Source organism: Dyella sp. NPDC103356 (assembly GCF_055584465.1).
Genome location: NZ_JBVJLZ010000006.1, coordinates 366,164 through 387,497 on the forward strand (window position 1 = coordinate 366,164; position 21,334 = coordinate 387,497).

Consider the following 21,334-nt stretch of genomic DNA (forward strand, 5'->3'; position numbering starts at 1 on the left):
GCCATGAAAGCTATTCGGGACGAATCGTCGTGAGATGATGACGAATCGTAGCGATCTGGCACATTGCTTTTCACCACCAATCCCGGCACTTAAGATGGACAAGCGTTCCACCCTGGATATATCGCAATGAAGGTTCGCCTGGGCAACACCGACATCGGCCTGGCCCGCTATCTCGGCCTATGGACAGCCGTGGTTCTGGTGTTCACCGTGCAGCGATACCTGAACGACGTCGTCGGCGGTCAGCATGTCTGGGACATCTCAGACTATCTGCGTTGGTCCATGATCCAGTGGTACACCTGGGCTGCGTTGGCGCCCTGGATATTCGGGCTTGCAGCGAGATATCCCATTCAAGCCCCTGTGCGCCTGCGCAAACTGGGCAAGCCCCTGTCGGTGAGTCTGGGCGTGACGCTGCTGGCGATGGTGATCGATGCGGCCATATCCACCGTATTCGAGCCGAGCTCCTTTATGGAGCAGCTTCGGCTGTTTCTCGGCTTCCATGTCGCAACCGGGTTGCTCACTTATTGGGCGCTGTTTGCGATTCAGCAGGCGATGGCATTCCACGCCGAGAAAACCCGTCGCGAGCTGGAAGCAAGCCGACTGGAAGCCGAACTCGCACAATCGCGACTGCAGGCCCTCAAGTCGCAGCTTCAGCCGCATTTTCTGTTCAATACGCTGCACGCCATCTCGACACTCCTCGATGAGGACACCTTGTCGGCAGGCGACATGCTGCTGCGCCTGAGCGATCTGCTACGCGCATTTCTGGAAGACTATGATGGCCAGGAGATCAGCCTGCAGCGGGAGCTGATACTGCTCGACCTCTATCTCGGCATTCAGCGGACACGCTTCAAGGACCGCCTCACGACGCAGATATATATCGCCCCGGATACCCTGCACTGCTCGGTACCGAGCCTGATCCTTCAGCCAATCGTAGAGAATGCCATTCGTCACGGCATCGGCGAGCATGTCGGCGCGGACTGCATCGAGATCGAAAGCCGGCGCGAGAACGATAGCCTCTGCATCGATGTGCGCAACCGTAACAGTCGGCTGGAGGCCGGAGCCACATCCACGTCCGGGCGTGGCATCGGACTGTCCAACACGGCACTGCGCTTGCGCGAGCTCTATGGCGATGCGGCGCAGGTCCGCCTGGAAATGATCTGGCCGCAGGGGGTGATCTGCCGCCTGCGCCTGCCGTTCCGCGAACTTGAAGAGCCCGATGACGTACCGGAGGTGGAGACGACATGAGCATCACGGCACTCGTCGTGGACGACGAGCCGATCGCACGTCACGCGATCGTACGCGTGCTGCGCGACGATCCGGATATCGAACTGCTCGGCGAGTGCGGCGACGGAGCTTCGGCTGTCCGATCGATCCGGCAACAGTCGCCCGATCTGATCTTTCTCGACGTCCAGATGCCTGCGATGAACGGCATAGAGGTCGTCAATGCCATCGGGGCCGGGCGCATGCCGGCAACCGTCTTTGTCACCGCCTACGAGCAATATGCCGTCCGCGCATTCGAGGCGAATGCAGTGGACTATCTGGTAAAGCCATTCAGTCGCGAACGTTTCGCCGATACGCTGGCCCGCGTCAAAAGGCGGCTCGCTGTCCGCGACGCTAAGGACGAAGCCCCTTCGGAGCGCATACTGCAAGCGCTGGACGCCATGCGCCAGCGCGACAGCTATCTCAAGCGTGTTCCCGTGCGCACCGACGAGCACATTATCTTCGTCGACGTCGACGATATCGTATGGATCAAGGCCAGCGGCAACACCGTACTGCTTCACCTGGCCGAAGGTGTCCACGAACTGCGCGAGACCATGACAACGCTTGCCTCGCGCCTCGATCCTCAGCACTTCGCACGCATTCATCGCTCGGCCATCATCAATATGCGCCGCGTGCAAACCATCCATCCCTGGTTCAACGGCCACCACGTCGTCACCATGGATACCGGACAGAAGCTGCGCATGAGCCGCTATCAGCATGAGGCCTTTTTACGGCTTGTGCCGATTCGGGATGTGAAGCGGGACGAATAGAGTCGGCCCCCTGCCGCACAGACGTCAGTGAATCGCAGCAGCCTTCTGGGCAGCCGCTGCCTGTACTGCCTGGAGCTGCCTGCTGGCTCCCCTATCACCGTCGGCTGCCGCCTTCTTGATAAGCACCACCGCCTCCTCGGTCTTACCCTGGGTCAGCTTCGTGTAGCCCAGCCCGTTGGTCGCTGACGCGACCTGATCCCGAGGCAATGACGCATCCGTCGTAGCCACCGCAAACGACTTACTTGCTGCGTCGACATTGCCTCCGGCAAGTTGCGCCCAGCCGCATTGGGCGGAGTTGCTCTCTTTGCAGACGGCCTCGGCAACCACGGAAGGTTGCGCAGATGCGAGTACTTTATCAATGCGGCTCTTCATCGCCGGAGGCGTCGGGATGACCGCCGCAAATACCTGCGCCCGATCGGCACTGGCCGCCGCGTTATTGGTGACTTGCGCGTGCAATTGCACATTGTCGATCTTCAGCTGCTTGTAGTGATTCGCGAGCTTTTCGACATTTACTTGAACGATGCTGTTGGGACCTTCAGAAGAAACATCGACAAGCTTTTCTGAGGGAGTGGGGGTCAGTGTGGTGGTAATCAGCGGCGCCGAGTCGGGCACAAGTCCCTCCAGACTGGGTTTAACTTCAACCGCTATGGTCACACGTGGATTGCGGCCACTCTTCATATAATCGAACAACGAGCTGACTCCGCTCGATACGCTGCACACGATAAGAAAAATCGTCGCATACTTGAAACAGGTTTTCAGCGTCGCATGCTGCTGCGGCGAAATGTTCTTTCCGATAATCCCCGTAACGACGCCGCCCATCAGACCAAGCGCAAGGCCGGGCAAGCCGTACTGGAGCAGACCTCCATCGAATGCCATAACCACCCCCTTTCGATGCATTTCAGCTACGAATGAGCCCAGGCCGGGCCGCCAGAGTATTCTCAGAAAAAAAGGGGATGTCGCTAGGTCCGAAGTAGTAGGCCAGATCGACCGGCCGGCATGTAACCGGGGGCATTGGACTCGAGAATCGAGTTGATTTATGCCTCCTCGATATCCAAACTAATATTAAAAGGACGTAGCCATTAAACACTCCCCGGGGAAATATTGATCCAAATCAGCTTATTGGAAACCATCCCCGGCATCCTGACTGCCATTGGAAATGATGGAAATCGGCGCTACTCAAGGTCTCAATTGTCGCTTAATTGCCATCTTTTCGTGACTAACCTTCGATCAGAATCCAGATTCCGAAACAGAGTTGTCGGCACCGACCCGGCAATTAGCTAAACAGCGTTTGCATGTATGCGGTACGGCTGGCCCAAAGCCGGCCTGGAGTTCCAACCAACAACAGGGGGAAGTATGCAGAGCGACAAGAGCGGCAGCACCACGGCAAGCCATAGCGCAGGGCAAGGACAGGCACAGCAGATAGCAAGCGAGCGCAAATCCCGCCCCAATATCCTGATGATCATGGTGGATCAGCTTTACTATCCCGGCAGTGGATACGGATCGGCAGGGTTTGCCGATGGCATCAAACAGGTGCTTGATTTTGTCGGCAATATCGATCCGGCCAACAACGCATGGGCGCAGTACTACCCTGGCTTCTGCAAGCTGCGCGAATACGGGGTCGTGTTTACCGATCACACCATCGCCGAATCCGCCTGTATCCCGAGTCGCGCCAGCATCATGACCGGGCAGTACGGTCCTCGCAGCGGCGTGACGCAGACCGACGGTCTGTTCAAGAGCGGCGACGCGCAAAACTTCCCCTGGCTCAAGGCCGATGGCGCCCCTACTGTTGGCGACTACTTTCGTGAGATCGGCTACAGCACGCATTACTTTGGCAAGTGGCATGTCAGCGACCCGCCGGAGCACACGCTGGAAGGATTCGGGTTCGCCGATTGGGAGCTGTCGTGGCCGGAACCGCATGGCTCGTTGACCAACAACATGGGCGCCTATCGCGATTATCAGTTCGCCGACCTGGCCTGTGCGTTCCTGCGCAATCGCGGCCTGGGCGTGCCGTTCGCACGCAACACAGGCCATGTCAGCGCGAACGCTCCCGACAGCCCTGTCGTGCCGGAGCCGAAGCCTTTCTTTGCGGTGTGCTCGTTCACCAATCCGCACGACATCGCCACCTACCCGACCTTGCCGCGTGCGCTGAAACCCCAGTTTCCGCCGAACGAACCCCTGGAACAGCCGGAGTTCGGGCCCGGCATGTCGGTGCCCGTGCCGCTGCCCGGCACCTTCAGCGCGGCGCCGAAGAACGGCACGTTTCGCATCCCGATGAACCCGCTGGGATTGCCGCAGGCATGCGCCACCGCATCGCCCACGCAGAACGAAGACCTGCTGACCAACAACAAGCCGCGCGCCCAATACGACTACGCCTATAAGGTGGCCTTGGGACTTGCAGCAAAGACCGGCCTCAGCATTGCCGAAGCCAAGGGCGGCGATGAGGCGACGCAGCTACGCAACGCCATCGAGGCGACGCTGGCCATTCCGATTCCCTTCCAATTGCAGGAAGACGCCGATGGCGCCGCCACCGGGTTCCTGCAGTACTACGCCTATATGATCTCGATGGTCGACCGGCATATCCATCGCGTACTGCAGACTCTGGACGAAGCCGGCCTGCGCGACGATACCGTGGTCGTATTCGCGTCCGATCACGGCGAGTACGGCGCGTCGCACGGCATGATGATCGAGAAGTGGCACGGCGCCTATCAGGAGACAGTGCATGTGCCTTTTCTGGTAAGCGCCAAACAGTTCAATACCGACCGGGATACGCCGGTGTCGATCGATGCACTTACTAGCCATATCGACATCTTGCCGACGCTGCTGGGGATCGCCGGAGCGAGCACCGCACAAATCGAACGGGCTCGCCGCAATCTGTCCAAGACGCACCCCGCCGCGGCACTGCCCGGGGCGAATCTTGTGCCGCTGATCGAAGCGGGTGGCGGGCCGGTGATCGGACCCGATGGCAAGGAGCGCAAGGCGGTTCTGTTTGCCACTGACGATATGATCACCGAACCGCTGCCGCGCGACGACGATCCGCACAACGTCACTTCGCAGCAGCAGTACGCGGTATTTGCCGCGACGGTCGAACTGTTGCGTACGCCACCGACAGCAGATGCGACACCACACCGTCACTTGCCGGATCTGACACCCGGTGCGGTATGTCAGCCCGCGCACGTGCGCGCGCTGCGCAGCGGCGACTGGAAACTGGTGCGCTATTGCGACCCGTGGAGTCCACAGCCTGTGCCGGATCAGTGGGAGCTGTACAACCTGGCTCACGATCCGATCGAGAACGTCAACCTGATCGTCTATAACGGCGCCTTTCCAACACCGATCGCAGCATCCGCCATGCCGGCAGGGGTGACGGAGGAAGACGTAGTGGCTACCGCCAAGGCTCTGCGCGAAGAACTGGCACGGCAGGAAGCGGCTTGGTTATCGCCCTATCCCAGCGCGTATCCCAGCGGCAGGCTTTGACACAGACAGGCATGGAGGGAGTTCGCTCCCTCCATGCCTCTGCACTCCTAAAGTATCCGGAATAACTGCCGCTACCGGTGACAAAGGAATGCCGGTAGTGAGCAAGCATGAACCTGTCGATCAATACCTCGGCCACGGCCACCGTATCAACGACAAACCTCAGCACGACAGCGCTCAAGCAGTCGTCCCCCGATCCCACGACCGGGCCAGCTTCCGCTTCGCTCACCGTTGCGGTCGTAGATCCGCAGAAATCGCAACAGGCCGTACAAAGCTACCTGTCGGCACTTTTCGGCACGCAGGCAAAGTTGAGTGCGGACTCCGAAGCCATTGCCAACGCCTTGGTTCCGTCCATGCAGCAACTGATCCTGCAGCGGCCCGACCTGGCGAATGCGCAGTTCGATTTCAGCTCGGACAACGGCGCCATCAAGGTTACCTCCAATAGCCTGAGCGAAAGCGACCGCACCTGGCTCCAGAACACCTTCAACCAGAACGGTTCACTGGTGAAGGCCGTCAATACATTTCATGACGATGCCGTGGCAGGCTACGCCCAGTATGCGCAACTCGATGGCCACTCGGTTTCCAGAGCCGAGATGGATGCGGTGAGCACGCAGGCGGATGGCATGACCCATTTCATGTCGCTGTTCAAGCGCCTTGGCGCAGCGGCCCAGCCCCTACTCGATGGCTCCGGCGGCACGTATGTCGCGCAAAATGGCGCCAAACTCAACCTGGTGCAGCCGAGTACGGCAGTGGGCTTTCTAAGCTTCATGCAAAGCGCGAAGGCGAGCAGCGACGGTACGGCCACGCTGCATATGCCCAAGGGCCAGATCGTTCATGGCGGACTCAAGGGCGACGTGTTTGCAAACATGGATGCCATGCCGCGCTTTCTTCCACCATCCGACAGCCATTCGTTCGGCTTTCACGAGGTGGCCTGAATCTATCCCGCCGCTATCCAGTCAGTGCGATTGGCAGCGGACAAGAAGGGCGCCAGTATCTGCTTCAGTTTGCGCCGTCGTATCGGCGAACCACAGAACAGATAGTTGGAATGGTCCGTCAGGTTGCACAGCGCCAATACCTGGAACTCGCTTCGTTCGTCATACCCCGCGGCGATAACACGATCGCCCAACTGCAAAAACAGGCGATCCGGCCAGCGAGCAAGTAAAGCGAGGCTTACCGTCGAATCGCTCAGGTCGATACCGATCTCGTTGAAGTATTGCGTAGTCGTCGTCATGCTTTCCGTCGCTGCGACGCGATCGACACCCACGGTACGATCCCGCACCCTTGCGATCTCTCCGCTGATAGTTAGCAGCTCAATCGTCATGCGTGATTGTCTTGCGCAAGGCGAGGTAGGCCCGATAAGCCCGCAAACGACGTGGTCGAAAAATGCCGAACACGTCCACTAATGCGAATATGCCGAACAGCCCACAGACGAGGGCCGCGATCGCCAATGCAATGGTGACCGGCAGCAAAATAACAAAGAGCCATGTGGACAGCTGATTGATCCAGGGCCACAGGAACATCAACGCGAACCCGAGTATCGGCGCCAAAAGGACCAGCAACGCAGACACACCTGCCCGTTTCAACGTCAAAGGCTCCAGGGCTACACCCGAATCATGGCTGTAGAGCCAATAGATATACCGGCGTCCATTGACGACATGCGGGGCCACAGTCACGCGTTCCGGTAACTGGACATGCCGTAGCACCGTGCCAGCCGATGCGCTGTCGGTGAAGTTACTGGCGGTACAGAAATACCAATGGCCATCGATACGCAACCGATAGAGCCGCGCCGACTCACCCAGTCGCCCCCGGACCAGACTGCCTTCAAGGCGATCAAGCTGGCCGCTCACGGTTCCATGTAAGTTGTTTTTCGTCATGGGTAACTGTTCGGAGCTTCCCTGCAGCTCGATGCACACTTTTCGATGATAGCGTGGATTTCCGGCTGGCCTGCCATGAGCCAGCAATATTTTGCGACCGGGACAACGACAAACTCTACCTGCATAAGCCAAATGCAATGACATAATCGATTTGCCAGAAGCATTCAGACCATCTACCCATCATGGACAAGAGATTCGGATGAAGATCAAGCTGATCGGTTCTACCGTAGTCGCCATCGCAGCACTTGCGTCGGGCGCACAAGCAATCGGCCAAGAGGTGAAGCTGGACAGTAATTCAGCGGGCATGGTGGTTCGCAAATACACGGGCGTGTCTGCCACGCCGTTCTTCAACCAGTTCGCCGCTAAATTGCAGGAGGACGCGAAAGCGGGCAACACCGCCATTGGTAAGGGCGCCGCCAAGTATCTTGCTCAGCTTGCATCCGGGAACTCCTACGGCTACATCCATCAAACAACACGCTCGGTCACCGAGCGGGAGCTGCAAACCGGTATTCAGGCGGAAACTGCTACGGACGCACCCATGGTCGTCGGTCAGACCACGATCGATCAGGTATGCCAGAAGAAATCGAGCAATACCGTCACCGTGATGGGCACGACTTATGTCGCGGAGGTCAATTCAAAAGGCGTACTTGCCTGGGTGATGCAACGCTCCATCACATCCCTTATGACCACCTGCCCCGACACCACGATATAAAGGCGGCCGGATGCTGGCGATGACGAAGGCCGCGCTCAGGCGCAAGGCTTATCCGCTGGAATAAGGCCGATGCGATCCAGCGCCGCCTTCAACGCAACGCGATCAGCCCATACGTCGTCAGGCAACGCCAAGAACGCAAGCAAGCGGGCCTTGATCACCGCATGTGCATGCGCAAACGCTGCACGTTTGCCGGCATCACTGCCTTCGACAGCCGCTGGATCCGGCAAGCCCCAATGCGTGCGCACGAAGTCGCCGAAGAATACCGGGCACGGCTCAGCGGCCGCGCTATCGCAAACCGTTACGACAATATCCATAGGTGGCGCAACGTCACCGGAAAATTCATCCCATGATTTGCTCCGCAAACCGGCGGTGGCAATGCCCTCCGCTGCCAGGGTATCGAGCGCATAGGGATTAACGCGACCGGCAGGCTGACTGCCGGCACTGAATGCTTCAAAACGGCTACCCGCCCAGGACCGCAGCGTCGCCTCGGCGAGCACACTGCGAGCGGAGTTACCTGTGCAGACAAACAGGACGCGACGGGTCATGACGGTTTCTTCCCAAGAGACATCAGCAGCAGGCATCGCTCGGCGCACACTCTGCCCCGGCACTATCGGCGCAGCAGTTGTGGGTCAGGTAGGCGATCAGGCCATTCATGGCATCGAAGGCAGCCCGGTAACAGATAAAGCGCCCCTGCTGTTCGCCCACGATTAACCCAGCACTCACCAGCTCTTTAAGGTGGAACGACAAAGTGGCGCCGGGCATCCCCAGCGTCTCTCCGATATCGCCGGCCATACGGCCCGCAGGACCGGCCACCACCAGCAAACGGAAGATGGCCAGGCGCTTGGCGTGCCCCAGAGCCGTCAGGGCAGAGATTGCTTGCATCGTTTCCATAAATCTAGAATAGTGGAAACAATACCGCCGGACAAGCCATGAACCACGACCTGCCCCATCTCGATCACGACTACCTGCCCCTGCCAGATGCCAGTCAACTTCACCATGCCGCAGACGACGGTCACGCCCCGCGCATCCTGATCCTTTACGGCTCGCTGCGGCCGCAATCGTTCAGTCGCAAACTGGCGCTGGAAGCCGAGCGCATTCTCAAACATCTGGGTGCCGAGACGCGAGTGTTCGACCCGCACCAGCTCCCCATGCTCGACCGCGTACCGGCCAGCCATCCGGAAGTGCAGCGCCTGCGGGAATGGTCTACCTGGTCGGAGGGTCAGGTGTGGGTGAGCCCCGAACGCCACGGCGCGATCACAGGGGTGTTCAAGAACCAGATCGACTGGCTTCCGCTAGAGGATGGCAGCGTGCGACCGACGCAAGGCCGCACGCTTGCGGTCATGCAGGTGAGCGGCGGCTCTCAATCGTTCAATGTCGTCAATACATTGCGCGTGCTCGGCCGTTGGATGCGCATGGTCGCCATCCCCAATCAATCGTCCGTGGCAAAGGCGTGGCAAGAGTTCGACGAGCACGGCCGCATGAAGCCTTCTGCCTTTTATGACCGGGTCGTGGACGTCATGGAAGAACTGATGAAATTCACGCTGATGGTGCGCGGGCGCAGTGATTACCTGGTCAGCCGATACAGCGAGCGCAAAGGCGACGCGATCCAACGGAAGCTTGCACAAGCGGCGGGCGCGGTAGAGAAAGCATGACGCCGCAGCCCTTTTTATGGGCTGATTCAATAAAAACCATGGCAATAGCCGACCGCAATACCGGCCACCCTTGAATCGATGTATACATTAATAGGTATTATTTATTAATGCATATTTAGTCCATTAGATCGATCTTTAGCAGCACACCCTTAATGCTTTTAATCTGATGGATTTTCATAAAACCTCTTCCAATACCCAAGACATCTCTATACATTACAAATCGTAGAGCGGCCCTTATTGCGGAACATCCAACACGCTATCCATAGCGTGATGTATGGACAGTTCAAAGTGGCATCCATGGGAGGGAACTCACGCGATTTTCACGCGATTGAATACAATAGATCTCCATTTTCTTCCAGCCTGATGGCGCATTTTGCGGTATGGCTACGGGCTTTTATGCCCTATTCGATCGCGCCTGCCTCCCGGATTAACACAGCCACGCCTGAGCCGTATTTGAAATTCCCGCCCAATCCATGACAGGGGAGATTCATGATGTCGCTCAAGAAAATTCTGCTGATGACCAGCCTGCTCTGCAGTAGCGGGTTTACCCTTACCGCCCAAGCCGCCAGTCCCGCGACAGCGACATTCCAGGTCTTGATGGTGATCCAGAAAGCCTGCACCGTAACCGCTGGCGCTACCTCCAATATCAATCTGGGCACGGTAGCGTCTACCGCGCTGAACACCACCGGCAGCAATACCATCAGTGTGACCTGCTCGAAGAGCACACCGTATTACGTGGGCCTGGCGCCGTCGGCAGCCAATGGCGGCACGACAACGGGCAGTGGCGGCATGAGTACAGCCGATGCTCTCCCCGGCAATACCGACAAGGTGCCCTATCAACTGACTTCTACTCCAGGCCCCTCAGGCACCGTCTGGGGCAACACCGCCACCTCGACGACAGTCGGCAATGGCGTAGCCGGCACCGGCAGCGGCACGGCGCAATCGCTTACCGTCTACGCCACCGCAGCCAGCGCCAACTTCACACCCGATAGCTATGCCGACACCGTCACGGTCAATGTGAACTTCTGAGCTTCAACATGAAGCGCACATGGCTGCGATATACGTTAGGCAGCGCTCTGTTCGTCGGCCTGCTGATGTCAGCAGGTGCAGGTGCGAGTGGCCTGCAGGTAGCGCCAACGACACTCAGCCTGAAGGCCTCGCAAAACGCCGATGGACTGTGGCTTATCAATACCGGCGACAACGTGGTGCATGCGCAAGTGCGTGTCTATCACTGGACGCAGAGCGACCAGGGCGATCAGCTCGTCGGCTCTCGTGGCCTGGTGATCAGCCCACCGATGCTGCAGCTCGCTGCCGGCGATCGCCAGTTGATACGCGTCATCCGGACCGGCGCACCGCCCAACGGCGCCGGTGCCGTTGAAGATGCCTATCGGCTGGCGATCGATGAGCTTCCGATTGACGTGGAGGGCAAACAAGGGCTGCAGTTCGTGCTGCATTACTCGGTACCGATCTTCATCGAACCTGTCGGCGCTACTGCTCCGCCACAGTTGCAGTGGAACCTGTTGCGGCATGGCGAACAAGTCATGTTGCGGGTAAGCAACCACGGCGGCAGCCACGCTCAACTGGCGGCACTTAGCTACATCGACACCAAAGGTCATCGCACGGACATCAATCCTGGTCTGCTTGGTTACGTTCTACCGGGTGCCACTATGCAGTGGATGCTGAAGCCACCCGCCACGGTATTTTCCGCTGGCGGCATTCTCGAGGCGATGATCAATGGAGAGAAGGCCGCGCAAGACCTGTCGCTGGCCGATCGCTCTCGCTGAAGTCATCGTGCTGCAAGGTCTGCTTGTGTCCGGCAACCATGCCGCCGATATGACTACAGCGAACGACATAAAGGCCAACCCCACCCTGATCACCGACAGCAGCGATGGCATGACCCATCTTGGCGGCATGGACGTCTATCTCGAGGTAACCCTCAATGGTGCCCACGGGGGCCTCGCTCATTTCGTCGATCTCAACGGCGAGCTTTGGGCCAGCGCAGCAACGCTACATGAGCTCGGCTTCGTCCTGCCGGCCAACACGCCCGACCCGGTCCAACTGAACCGTTTGCAAGGTGTCCAGGTCGACTACGACGCCAGTCATCAGGCCGCGACCATCCATGCGCCGCTGCACATGCTCCAACTGGGAACGACCGTGCTCAATGCGCCCGGCAACAGCCGGCCCCAGCCCACCGCTTCGCCCGGCATCGTGCTGAACTACGATGTCTATGGCACGGAAGGCCAACACGACACCAGCAGCCTGAGCGCTTTCACCGAATTGCGTGCATTCAACAGCGGCGGCGTGTTCAGTACCACCACGCTCTCGCAGCTCACCCGCAACAACAATGAGTGGCAGGATCGCTCTGTACGCCTGGATACCAACTGGAGCATGTCATTTCCCGACAGCCTGCTGACTCTGCGCATCGGGGATACCCTGACCGATGCGCTGTCGTGGTCAAGATCCACGCGCATCGCCGGCATACAGCTCGGTACCAACTTCGCTTTGCAGCCCTATCTGATCACGGCACCGCTGCCGGCCTTTCTCGGTTCGGCCACCTTGCCGTCGAACGTGCAGCTGTATGTCGACGGCGTGCAACAGTACAACGGCAGAGTGCCAGCGGGCCCGTTTCAGCTCAATACGATTCCCAACATCAATGGTGCCGGCAATGCACAAGTTGTGCTGACGGATGCATTAGGCCGAGCCACCACACTCAATTTTTCGTTGTACGACGAACACCAGTTGCTCAAGCAGGGCCTGTCCGACTGGTCGGCGGAGCTGGGGTTCGTGCGCGAGAACTATGGCTTGAGCTCATTCACGTATGGTCATGATCCCGTCGGCAGCGGCACCTGGCGCTACGGCGTCAGTGACAGTTTCACCGTTGAAACGCATGCGGAAGCCACGCGCGGGCTGGGCAACGCCGGTGGCGGTGGTGCATGGCTGCTTGGCACCGCGGGCGGCATTGTTTCCGCATCGCTCGCGCGAAGCGAACATGCGGGGAGAAGCGGCTCACTGTACTCGTTGGGCTACAGCTGGCGCGACAATCGATTCAATGTCAGCGTGAGTGGCATCCGCACTCGTGGCGACTATAGCGATGCGGCCACGCTCTACGGGCCGCCACCGCCCAGCACCAGCGCACAGGCGATAGCCGGCTATAGCACCGCCTATTGGGGCAGCTTCGGCCTGAGTTACCTGCAGTTGCGCTATCCCCGGCAGGACGCCACCCGCTATGGCAGCGCGTATTGGTACCGATCCGTCGGGCGGGCGTTGTCGCTGAATCTCAACTTCAATCAGAATCTGAACAAAGCATCCGATCGAAGCATCTTCCTGATCGCCACCCTTGCGCTGGATCACAACATCACCGTGAGCGGCAGCGTACAGCGCGATGGCAACCGTACCGGATTTGCGCTCGATGCCAGCCAGTCGCCACCCAGCCAGGGCGGCTTGAGCTGGCGCGCAGCCATGCGCCAGGGTGGCGACCAGAATGGCGGCCAGGCCGAGCTGGATTACCTGGGCCGCTACGGTCAGGTGGGCATCGGCGTCAACGCCGTTGGCGATACGCGCTATGGATATATGGATGCCACGGGTGCGCTGGTGTTGATGGGCGGCGAGATGTTCGCGACACGCTATATCAATAGCGGTTTCGCAGTGGTCTCCACCGGTGGGGTCGCCGACATACCGGTCAAGCTGGAGAACAACCTGATCGGCACGACCAACCGCAACGGGCTGCTCCTGGTCAGCCCATTGAACGCCTATCAGGATAACCACCTCAGCATCGATCCGATGGACCTTCCTGCCGAAGTGCAGATCGATCATGTCATGGCACGCACCACACCCACCGATCGGGCTGGAACGCTGGTGCGCTTTGCCATTACGTCAGTAAAAGCGGCGCTGGTGACATTGCACGATGCCAGCGGCCAACCGCTACCGGTTGGCAGTCGCGTGGCTCTTGCCGGACAAGCCGAAACGGATGCGATGGTCGGCTTTGACGGTACGGTCTATCTGAACACCTTGGGCGAACACAACACGCTTATCGTGCGCACACCGACCGGCACGTGTCGGGCAAGCTTCGATTATCAGAGCGACAGCCACGGCATTCCCGCCGTCGGGCCTCTGCTTTGCCGCCAGGACACCGCGCCATGAGCCGCCACGGTCGACAGCTCATGCTGTTCATCGCCATGCTGACGATCGGCTGCCTGGGCCTGCCGCGCCTGGCCCAGGCCCAGTCGGTCAGTTGCGCCAATCCCACGGTCAACAACGTCCAGTTCGGCACGATCGATCTGACGACCGGCACCGTCAATGTCACCGGCTCGATCGGCTGGTCCTGCACCAGCACAGGCATCCTGGGTGTTCTGCTTTCGCCACAGGCCAATATCGCCATGTGCCTCAATCTCAACACCGGTACCGGCGGCACACAGGCCAACCCGCGCCTGCTCAGCAGCGGCAGCAACACCTTGCAGTATCAGCTTTACGCAGATGCAGCCACCACCCAGATATGGGGTTCAACGGCAACAGCGGGAACACCCATACCGCTAGGCATTGCGGTGGCGATTCCTGCAGGGTTGATCTTGTCGACCACGGTAACTGGTCAGACGCCGTTCTACGCGACGCTGCCAAGCGGACAGACGACAGCTCCGGTAGGCACTTACAACAGCACACTGGCCGTCACGGTCAGCGGCTCCTACACACTCAACGCGAACACGCCGCTGAGTTCCTGCACAAGTGGCCAGCGTGTGCTCAACGCGGGAAGCGCGGCATTTACGGCATCGGCAACGATCCAGAAGGCCTGCGTGGTTACCGCAAACAACGTCAATCTCGGCACGGTACCGTTCACCGCTCTCAACACCACCGCAAGCAATACCCTTGGCGCGACCTGCACCAACGGCACGCCGTACTTCGTTGGCCTCGCGCCTTCCAACGGAAGCACTATCGGCGCCGGCGTCATGAAAGGCGCCATCAGCGGCAATACGGATAAAGTGCCCTATCAGCTCAGCTCTACCCCGGGGCCTGCCGGCGTTGTGTGGGGCAACACTGCCACTTCGACGACGGTAGGCAATGGCGTATCGGGTACGGGAAGCGGGCTAAGCCAAACGTTGACGGTCTATGCGACAGCAGCCAGCGCGAATTACACGCCCGATAGTTACTCCGATACGGTCACCGTGAACGTGAACTACTGAATTCCCGGCATTAGGTCGAAAGGCAGGGTGTCTTTTCACGTATTGCCGGGCAATATCAGGGAATATCGAACAACCTTAATTTTTCCTATCGTCATCCCGGCGTAGGCCGGGACCCAGTGGCGTCGGCTTTCAGTCTTCGCGATGGAGCTGACTTTTGCAGGCTCTCGCAACAACCGATCACAATGCCACTAGGTTCCGGCCTACGCCGGAATGACGAATAGGAAGGTTATTCGAAGCCCCATCAGTCGCTGCCGGCCCACCCTGGAACCGCCTATGAAGCCTGTCCTTGCCTATTCACTCGCACTCGCAGCCTTATGGTTGCTCCCATCGTTTGCGATACACGCACAAGGCAAGCCTGCAAACGAACAAGGTACATTTGTCCTGTACAAGTTCGCCAAGGCCATCGGCAAGGAAACCTACACAATCGCCGATGAGAAGGGCCTGCTGACGCTCCGCTCGGACTTCAAATTCAACGACCGTGGCACCGACGTGCCACTGAAGACTGTCTACACGGCCACAGACATTCTTCACCCCGTTTCACTGAAGACCGAGGGACAGTCGTCGCGCAATTCGCCGATGAACGACGCGTTCTCATGGGACTCCAAGCGACAACGTATCGCGCTGCTACGCGATGGCAAGACAACGGACTATCCGACGACCACCGATACCTTTCTGGTGGATGGCTACTCGCCCGTCGCCATGCAGCAAATGCTGATGCGCTTCTGGATCGCCCGAGGCAAGCCTGCCCAGATTGTCGCCCCGCCGGATGCCAGCATACATATAGAACCCGGCAGCGATCTCACCGTCACTGTCAACGGCCACGCCACAACGCTACATAGCTACGTGATCAGCGGCCTGGTCTGGGGCGCCGAGACCGTATGGCTGGATGACGACCAGAAACTCGCCGCTGTCGTCACCACCGATTCCGAGTTCGATCACTTCGAGGCGGTGCGCGAAACGTACAAAAACTCGCTCGCTCCGTTTATCCAGCAGGCCGTCAGCAACGATCTGGCGGCGCTGGCGCGATTGACCGCCACGGCGAAACACGCCACCGGGAAACACCTGGCGATCACCAATGCCACCCTCATCGATGGTACGGGCACTACGCCACGCCACGTTGCTGCGGTGTACGTGGATGACGGCCGAATCACGAACATCGTCCATTCCGGCGCTGCGCCAGAAGCCTCGGACAAGCTGGACGTCATCGACGGTACCGGGAAATACCTGATCCCGGGACTGTGGGACATGCATGCGCACTACGAGCAGGTCGAATGGGGTCCCATCTATCTGGCGGCCGGCGTCACTACGGTACGCGACTGCGGCAACGAGTTCGACTTCATCACGACCGTTCGAGATGCGCTGCAGTCCGGGCGTGGCATTGGGCCGCGACTGCTGATCGCCGGCATTGTCGACGGCACCGGCCCGATCACGCTTGGCGCCATCACGGCCGACACACCCGAGCAAGCGCGCGACGTCGTGCGGCGCTACAAGAAAGCCGGTGCGGTACAGATCAAGATCTACAGCAGCATGAAGCCCTCGCTGGTCCCGATCATCGCGGAGGAAGCCCACAAACTGGGTCTGACGGTGACCGGTCATGTACCCGAAGGCATGACGACCCCACAGGCCGTTGCCGCCGGCTACGACGGTATCAACCACATCAGCTTCGTCGCTCGCGATCTGCTGCATATGGAGCGCGGCAAACCGGCACCCCCGATCGACTTCACGACGCCAGAGGCCAAGAAAGAGCTGGCGCTGTTCAAGTCGCACCATACGGTGTTCGACGACACCATCGCGCTGTACGAAACCTTGTCGCGCTCTACCGAGACGCCGCTGGAAACGCTCGAGCCTGGCATCGCCCATGTCGCCCCGACACTGGCCACCGCGTTGAACGCGACCGGCGTACCTCCCGCCAAAGCATCCGAATTTTCCAAACGTTACGCTGCACTGCTAGCTACCCTGCGCGAACTGCATCGACAGGGCCTGACCATCGTGGCCGGCACCGACCAGGACGTTCCCGGTTATTCACTTCACAGGGAACTGGAAATCTACGTACAAGCCGGCTTCACGCCGATGGAAGCCTTGCAGGCGGCGACCATCGTCCCGGCACGCGTACTCAAGCTGGACAAACAACTGGGCACACTGGAGGTCGGCAAGCGCGCCGACATGCTTCTGCTGGATGACGATCCGCTGGCCGATATCCGCAACACCCGGCGCATCGCCAAGACCATCAGCGACGGTACGGTCTATGACCCTGCGCCGCTTTGGCAATCGGTGGGTTTCAAGCCATAAGCAACAGGGGCGCCACGATTGCCGCGCCCCTGTGTATTTATCCTCAGCCCCGCCGTCTTCGCATCGGGTTCCATCCCACCGCAACATCGATAGCCAAAGCCAGCATCATCGCAGCGGTGCCAACAACAAATAGCTCCCGATAATCTCCACCCCCATGCGCGAACACAAAGGAGAAACCGTAGGCTGCTACCGCCTGGCATACCGCAAACGCGACAGTCGCCGTTCTCCAAGCCGGACCCTGCTGCGCAGGATGGTGCACAAGCAACTCGTGCACGCGCCCCAGCACCAACGGCACCGTACCCGTGACGAACGCACCCACTACCACGCTGGAAACGATGAGCCACGGCCCGGTCAGCCCAAGCGCCGGTATCGCTACGCCGCCGATCTCCAGTACGAATGCCAAACGCAGCGCGCGGCTGAAACCCACCTTGTCCGCCAACGCGCCCACGAAAAGCGGACCGGCCGTCGCCCCTGCTCCGAACAGCACCCAGAACTCCGCACCTACTTGCAAACCCTGTCCAAGACCGCGGGCGACAAAATCGACCAGAAAGATCATGTGCGGCACCCAACCGGCGGCATTCAACGCGTACTCCACATACAGCGCACGCAACGTGCGTGACGGCGCCGCATGGCGATGATGGACAACTGGCGCGACTTGCGCCGCCGCCTGACCTGGCCATCCGTTCCACGCGATCATCGTCAGCACCAGGGAGATCAACCCCAGACCCATCCACGTGTCTTGCAGGCTACGTTGCAACAGCAGCGGCACCAAGGTCCCCGATACGACGATCCCGATGCCCACGCCCATGAAGATGACACCACCGGCAAGCCCGCGCCGCGAAGGCAACACATGCGGTAGCACGGCGGGCGCGGCAAGCACCATCAATGCACCTCCCGCTACACCGGAAAGAAAGCGCCACCCGAAGAACCATGCAAATGACACCGGAAAGGCGCAGGTAAAGAATGCCAGCGTCGCCAGCGCCATCATGGCTCGCAAGGTAGTGACGCTGCCGATCTTTGCCGCGAGCCGCCGTCCAAGCAGCGCGCCAACGAGATAGCCGGCCAGATTGGCGGCCCCAAGGTAAGCGGCCATGGATGCATCGAACCAGTGAGCCGTGATGATGGCCGGCAACAGCGGGCTATAGGCAAAGCGTGCCAGGCCGATGCCAACCAGGCTTGCGCAGAAGGCTGCCAGAACAGCCCACCCCGCGTTGACGGAAGGCACGCTGGCGACATGCGTTTCAAGGATGCGGCTCATCGGCGAAGCCTCTTATTTCTTGATAGGCTAAGCGTAGAATCAATCTGCATTTCAGAGAACTGAATTGATTCGATAGCACCTATCTCATTTGGCGATAGGCGCGCATATGAGCAAATACGGGAGTTCGAGTATGGATGTGGCCGATCTCAAGACATTTGAAGCCGTGGTCCGGCATGGCAGCATGAACAAGGCAGCCCAGGAGTTGCATACCGTGCAGTCCAATGTCACGGCCAGAATCCAGGCACTCGAACAGGAGCTCGGCGTCGCCCTCTTCCAGCGTCACGCGCGCGGCGTCAATGCAACACCCGCAGGACAACGCGTGCTGCCCTTCGTGGCACGGATCTCAAAACTGCTTGCCGAGGCAGAAAGCGCGGCGAAGGACGACGGTACTCCACATGGCGTGTTGACGCTTGGAAGCCTCGAAACCACGATGGCGTTACGCCTGTCGCCGGCATTGAGCGGGTTTGCCAGGAACTATCCCGATGTTCGCCTGGTCATCCGCAGCGGCACCACGGAAGGACTCATTCGCCAAGTGATCGAAAACCAACTCGACGGCGCTTTCGTCGCAGGGCCGATCGATCATCCAGAGATCGTGCAGGAACGCGTGTTCACGGAAGAACTCGTGCTGGTGACCAGCCAAGCCATTCAGACGCTCAAGGATCTGCCCAAGACTCCCGGCTTGAGGACCATCGTTTTCCAACTGGGCTGCTCCTACCGGCAGCGGCTGGAAACCATCCTAGCCGGCATGGGCATCGTCACCGCCAAGCCGCTGGAATTCGGCTCGCTCGATACCATCATCAACTGCGTAGCAGCCGGCATCGGTGTAACTCTGCTTCCGAGAGGCGTCGTGGCAGCGGCTGCCGAAAATGCCCGAATCAATGTGCATGCGCTACCACGAAACCGTGCTTGGGTGGAGACTCTCTTTATTCGTCGCCACGATGCGTATGTGTCCAGTGCTTTGAAGGCGTTTGTGGCAATGGCCCGAGAAGATCAGAGTGGCGGCTCGAAACATGACTGAACCTCGAATCGCTGTTTGATCAGCGCGTGGCGCTAAGCAGCGTAGAAAAACATCCGAGCTAAGACCGTAAGATTATGGTCGATGCAATAGACAACAGATGTTTCATATGCATTCTCCCTGCTCTTGTAATCACCCCTCTCGACAGATCCAGTTAAATCGCTGGAAATATTGAGCTTGTTAGCAGGCACTGCCTCTCAAGAAAGCCGCGATACGCGACGACTTGATTATTTCACACTCTATTGACAGACTGCAGCCTTTACTCGCGCATAGCGCAATAGCATTGCGTGTTGGAATGGGGGAAAACGTGCAGTGATATCTATGGCTTCGCCACATAGTGGCGTTCGGTAGCCACGGTTGCCTTTCTTTGGCCCGTAAATACGTCGCACGCTTCGCCCTGACATTGGCTAACGCTACGAGTGGTGGCGTCTCTTGTTGTGCAGGGACGTCCCACGGTTTTGCAAAACCACTCTTGGGCAAGGACGATAGCGATGAAAATCAAACAACTCTTCTCTCCGGGCCGACGTAAATACGGTGTTTTCCCGGTAATTATCGGCATATCGCTGTTTTCGCTAATTCAAATACTCAATGCCGCCGATACACGCACGACCGCACCGCCACCTTTGCCGGTTTTGACACCACAAGTTCCGCTGGAAATTACGGTCACCGGGTCGAACCCGACGCTGGCCTCTTTGCAACAGGACTTCGACGTTTTTTCCTGGCAGTCGTTTATCGCGCTCAATTGGCCCGCCAATCCAGATGGCACGCCCAATACGAACCTCACGATCGGGCAAGCTACCAATAACCCGGTGGTGTGGGAGAGTTATCGAGAGAGCCGTACCATTTTCCTTCCCGGCGGCGCCACACCCGCGCCGTGGGGCGAAGACAGCCCTCTTCCCGATGTCTGCAAGAACATCGACGCCAAGCATCTCCCGCCGGGAACGATGCACCTGACACAGGTGGGAAAGACCGCCAATGTGCTCGACGAAAGCGGCGAGCCGTTCAAGACCGGGCCTTTGATCGACCAGAACGGCCAGTACACGCGCTTTGCCATCATGACCAACGAGGCGATGTTCAACTACATCCTCACCAACAAGATCTACTCCAAGGACGGACAAAAGGCGTTCAACGCGGACGCCAACTTCCCTGCCAGCAATACATCAGCCCAGCAACTTGGCTCCATCATGATCAAGACGGCATGGGTCAAGATGGGCGGGAAGTACGACCCTGCAAAGTTCTACACCACGTACGCGCTGGTCTATGACAACCCCGCGGAAGAACCCGGAGTCAAGCCATCTTGCGTGCTCACGCAGGTCGGCCTGGTAGGCTTTCACATTGCGCACAAGACGGCAGGCGAGCCCCAATGGGTGTGGTCCACGTTCGAGCACGTGGACAACGTGCCAACGCAGGGCCAGAAACCTGCGCTGCCTGCTTACAACTTCTTTGATGCGCACTGCAAAAGCTGCAAGGTCAATGAACCGCCGCCGCGCCCCTGGAATCCGGGCACTCCGTATACAAAGCCAACTCAGGTGGAGCGCGTGATTGCCATCACCCCGGAGGCGCAACAACTCAACGCGTCCTATCACCAGGCCCTGGCCGCCGTCGTTCCGGATTCTGTCTGGTTGAATTACGAGCTGGTCAGCACGCAGTGGCCGACCAACGCAAAGAGCAAAGTAGACCCTACCGGCGTCCCCGCACCATCGTTCCTGGCCAATACCACTCTGGAAACCTATATCCAGGGCCACGTCAAGCAGACCTCCAGCAGCTGCATGGCGTGCCACAACAATGCCACGACAACGACGGGCAACTTCTCGGACTTCACCTATCTGCTTCAACGCGCGCAGTAGCTCTCAAGGAGACAAGCC

19 protein-coding genes are annotated in these 21,334 nt (G+C 59.2%); 13 read left to right on the top strand and 6 right to left on the bottom strand.

Annotated elements, in window-relative coordinates:
- Window positions 1-126: 126 nt before the first annotated feature.
- Together ACZ6WW_RS16195 and ACZ6WW_RS16200 are read left to right on the top strand one after the other, a co-directional pair.
- Window positions 127-1,242 (top strand): sensor histidine kinase, encoded by a 1,116-nt coding sequence (locus ACZ6WW_RS16195; protein WP_465275111.1) that lies wholly within the window; start codon window positions 127-129, stop codon window positions 1,240-1,242.
- On the top strand, window positions 1,239-2,027 hold the full coding sequence (locus ACZ6WW_RS16200; protein WP_465275112.1) for a LytR/AlgR family response regulator transcription factor: 789 nt from the start codon (window positions 1,239-1,241) through the stop codon (window positions 2,025-2,027). The genes ACZ6WW_RS16195 and ACZ6WW_RS16200 overlap by 4 nt, the downstream gene beginning before the upstream one ends.
- A 24-nt stretch (window positions 2,028-2,051) precedes the next feature.
- Here the strand turns inward: ACZ6WW_RS16200 and ACZ6WW_RS16205 are convergent, their stop codons facing one another.
- The gene (locus tag ACZ6WW_RS16205; RefSeq protein ID WP_281849218.1) at window positions 2,052-2,903 is read right to left on the bottom strand and encodes a hypothetical protein; all 852 of its coding nucleotides are present in this window, start codon (window positions 2,901-2,903) and stop codon (window positions 2,052-2,054) included.
- A gap of 477 nt (window positions 2,904-3,380) precedes the next feature.
- Between ACZ6WW_RS16205 and ACZ6WW_RS16210 the strand changes: the two genes are divergently transcribed.
- Both ACZ6WW_RS16210 and ACZ6WW_RS16215 read left to right on the top strand, forming a co-directional pair.
- Window positions 3,381-5,498, top strand: coding sequence for a sulfatase-like hydrolase/transferase (locus ACZ6WW_RS16210; RefSeq protein ID WP_465275113.1), 2,118 nt, complete (start codon window positions 3,381-3,383; stop codon window positions 5,496-5,498).
- Between the two features lie 107 nt (window positions 5,499-5,605).
- A complete protein-coding gene (locus ACZ6WW_RS16215; protein WP_465275114.1) occupies window positions 5,606-6,430 on the top strand; it encodes a hypothetical protein in 825 nt (274 codons plus the stop codon).
- Window positions 6,431-6,432: 2 nt separating this feature from the next.
- Here ACZ6WW_RS16215 and ACZ6WW_RS16220 read toward each other — a convergent pair whose 3' ends face one another.
- A complete protein-coding gene (locus ACZ6WW_RS16220) occupies window positions 6,433-6,759 on the bottom strand; it encodes a hypothetical protein (RefSeq protein ID WP_281849222.1) in 327 nt (108 codons plus the stop codon).
- A 46-nt stretch (window positions 6,760-6,805) separates the two neighbouring features.
- On the bottom strand, window positions 6,806-7,342 hold the full coding sequence (locus tag ACZ6WW_RS16225) for a hypothetical protein (RefSeq protein ID WP_465275115.1): 537 nt from the start codon (window positions 7,340-7,342) through the stop codon (window positions 6,806-6,808).
- Between the two features lie 226 nt (window positions 7,343-7,568).
- On the opposite strand from ACZ6WW_RS16225, the gene ACZ6WW_RS16230 reads away from it, so the two are divergent.
- Window positions 7,569-8,081: a hypothetical protein gene (locus ACZ6WW_RS16230; protein ID WP_465275116.1), complete on the top strand. Its 513-nt coding sequence runs from the start codon at window positions 7,569-7,571 to the stop codon at window positions 8,079-8,081.
- A 35-nt stretch (window positions 8,082-8,116) separates the two neighbouring features.
- On the opposite strand, the gene ACZ6WW_RS16235 is transcribed toward ACZ6WW_RS16230, so the two are convergent.
- A complete protein-coding gene (locus ACZ6WW_RS16235) occupies window positions 8,117-8,626 on the bottom strand; it encodes an arsenate reductase ArsC (protein WP_465275117.1) in 510 nt (169 codons plus the stop codon).
- A gap of 22 nt (window positions 8,627-8,648) precedes the next feature.
- The gene (locus ACZ6WW_RS16240) at window positions 8,649-8,972 is read right to left on the bottom strand and encodes an ArsR/SmtB family transcription factor (protein ID WP_465275118.1); all 324 of its coding nucleotides are present in this window, start codon (window positions 8,970-8,972) and stop codon (window positions 8,649-8,651) included.
- Between the two features lie 38 nt (window positions 8,973-9,010).
- On the opposite strand from ACZ6WW_RS16240, the gene arsH reads away from it, so the two are divergent.
- From arsH to ACZ6WW_RS16270, 6 genes are all read left to right on the top strand, one after another.
- Complete coding sequence (arsH, locus tag ACZ6WW_RS16245; protein ID WP_465275119.1) at window positions 9,011-9,733, top strand: arsenical resistance protein ArsH; 723 nt, start codon at window positions 9,011-9,013, stop codon at window positions 9,731-9,733.
- Window positions 9,734-10,225: 492 nt separating this feature from the next.
- On the top strand, window positions 10,226-10,762 hold the full coding sequence (locus ACZ6WW_RS16250; protein WP_465275120.1) for a Csu type fimbrial protein: 537 nt from the start codon (window positions 10,226-10,228) through the stop codon (window positions 10,760-10,762).
- Between the two features lie 8 nt (window positions 10,763-10,770).
- Window positions 10,771-11,517 (top strand): fimbrial biogenesis chaperone, encoded by a 747-nt coding sequence (locus ACZ6WW_RS16255; protein WP_465275121.1) that lies wholly within the window; start codon window positions 10,771-10,773, stop codon window positions 11,515-11,517.
- Complete coding sequence (locus ACZ6WW_RS16260) at window positions 11,468-13,873, top strand: fimbria/pilus outer membrane usher protein (RefSeq protein ID WP_465275122.1); 2,406 nt, start codon at window positions 11,468-11,470, stop codon at window positions 13,871-13,873. The genes ACZ6WW_RS16255 and ACZ6WW_RS16260 overlap by 50 nt, the downstream gene beginning before the upstream one ends.
- Complete coding sequence (locus tag ACZ6WW_RS16265) at window positions 13,870-14,907, top strand: Csu type fimbrial protein (protein ID WP_465275123.1); 1,038 nt, start codon at window positions 13,870-13,872, stop codon at window positions 14,905-14,907. Before ACZ6WW_RS16260 ends, ACZ6WW_RS16265 begins: the two co-directional genes overlap by 4 nt.
- A 273-nt stretch (window positions 14,908-15,180) precedes the next feature.
- A complete protein-coding gene (locus tag ACZ6WW_RS16270; protein ID WP_465275124.1) occupies window positions 15,181-17,196 on the top strand; it encodes an amidohydrolase family protein in 2,016 nt (671 codons plus the stop codon).
- Between the two features lie 43 nt (window positions 17,197-17,239).
- Here the strand turns inward: ACZ6WW_RS16270 and ACZ6WW_RS16275 are convergent, their stop codons facing one another.
- Entirely contained in the window at window positions 17,240-18,454 is a 1,215-nt protein-coding gene (locus ACZ6WW_RS16275) for a YbfB/YjiJ family MFS transporter (RefSeq protein WP_465275125.1), read from the bottom strand.
- A gap of 130 nt (window positions 18,455-18,584) precedes the next feature.
- Between ACZ6WW_RS16275 and ACZ6WW_RS16280 the strand changes: the two genes are divergently transcribed.
- Together ACZ6WW_RS16280 and ACZ6WW_RS16285 are read left to right on the top strand one after the other, a co-directional pair.
- The gene (locus tag ACZ6WW_RS16280; protein ID WP_465275126.1) at window positions 18,585-19,472 is read left to right on the top strand and encodes a LysR substrate-binding domain-containing protein; all 888 of its coding nucleotides are present in this window, start codon (window positions 18,585-18,587) and stop codon (window positions 19,470-19,472) included.
- 419 nt (window positions 19,473-19,891) lie between these two features.
- Complete coding sequence (locus tag ACZ6WW_RS16285) at window positions 19,892-21,316, top strand: hypothetical protein (protein ID WP_465275127.1); 1,425 nt, start codon at window positions 19,892-19,894, stop codon at window positions 21,314-21,316.
- Window positions 21,317-21,334 lie beyond the last annotated feature (18 nt).

Bases quoted from the DNA above. Each gene is read 5' to 3' on its own strand.
- arsH (WP_465275119.1), top strand. From the start codon at position 9,011: ATGAACCACGACCTGCCCCATCTCGATCACGACTACCTGCCCCTGCCA.
- ACZ6WW_RS16250 (WP_465275120.1), top strand. From the start codon at position 10,226: ATGTCGCTCAAGAAAATTCTGCTGATGACCAGCCTGCTCTGCAGTAGC.
- ACZ6WW_RS16200 (WP_465275112.1), top strand. From the start codon at position 1,239: ATGAGCATCACGGCACTCGTCGTGGACGACGAGCCGATCGCACGTCAC.
- ACZ6WW_RS16215 (WP_465275114.1), top strand. From the start codon at position 5,606: ATGAACCTGTCGATCAATACCTCGGCCACGGCCACCGTATCAACGACA.
- ACZ6WW_RS16260 (WP_465275122.1), top strand. From the start codon at position 11,468: ATGGAGAGAAGGCCGCGCAAGACCTGTCGCTGGCCGATCGCTCTCGCT.
- ACZ6WW_RS16275 (WP_465275125.1), bottom strand. From the start codon at position 18,454: ATGAGCCGCATCCTTGAAACGCATGTCGCCAGCGTGCCTTCCGTCAAC.
- ACZ6WW_RS16195 (WP_465275111.1), top strand. From the start codon at position 127: ATGAAGGTTCGCCTGGGCAACACCGACATCGGCCTGGCCCGCTATCTC.
- ACZ6WW_RS16280 (WP_465275126.1), top strand. From the start codon at position 18,585: ATGGATGTGGCCGATCTCAAGACATTTGAAGCCGTGGTCCGGCATGGC.
- ACZ6WW_RS16230 (WP_465275116.1), top strand. From the start codon at position 7,569: ATGAAGATCAAGCTGATCGGTTCTACCGTAGTCGCCATCGCAGCACTT.
- ACZ6WW_RS16210 (WP_465275113.1), top strand. From the start codon at position 3,381: ATGCAGAGCGACAAGAGCGGCAGCACCACGGCAAGCCATAGCGCAGGG.
- ACZ6WW_RS16270 (WP_465275124.1), top strand. From the start codon at position 15,181: ATGAAGCCTGTCCTTGCCTATTCACTCGCACTCGCAGCCTTATGGTTG.
- ACZ6WW_RS16255 (WP_465275121.1), top strand. From the start codon at position 10,771: ATGAAGCGCACATGGCTGCGATATACGTTAGGCAGCGCTCTGTTCGTC.
- ACZ6WW_RS16235 (WP_465275117.1), bottom strand. From the start codon at position 8,626: ATGACCCGTCGCGTCCTGTTTGTCTGCACAGGTAACTCCGCTCGCAGT.
- ACZ6WW_RS16265 (WP_465275123.1), top strand. From the start codon at position 13,870: ATGAGCCGCCACGGTCGACAGCTCATGCTGTTCATCGCCATGCTGACG.
- ACZ6WW_RS16205 (WP_281849218.1), bottom strand. From the start codon at position 2,903: ATGGCATTCGATGGAGGTCTGCTCCAGTACGGCTTGCCCGGCCTTGCG.
- ACZ6WW_RS16240 (WP_465275118.1), bottom strand. From the start codon at position 8,972: ATGGAAACGATGCAAGCAATCTCTGCCCTGACGGCTCTGGGGCACGCC.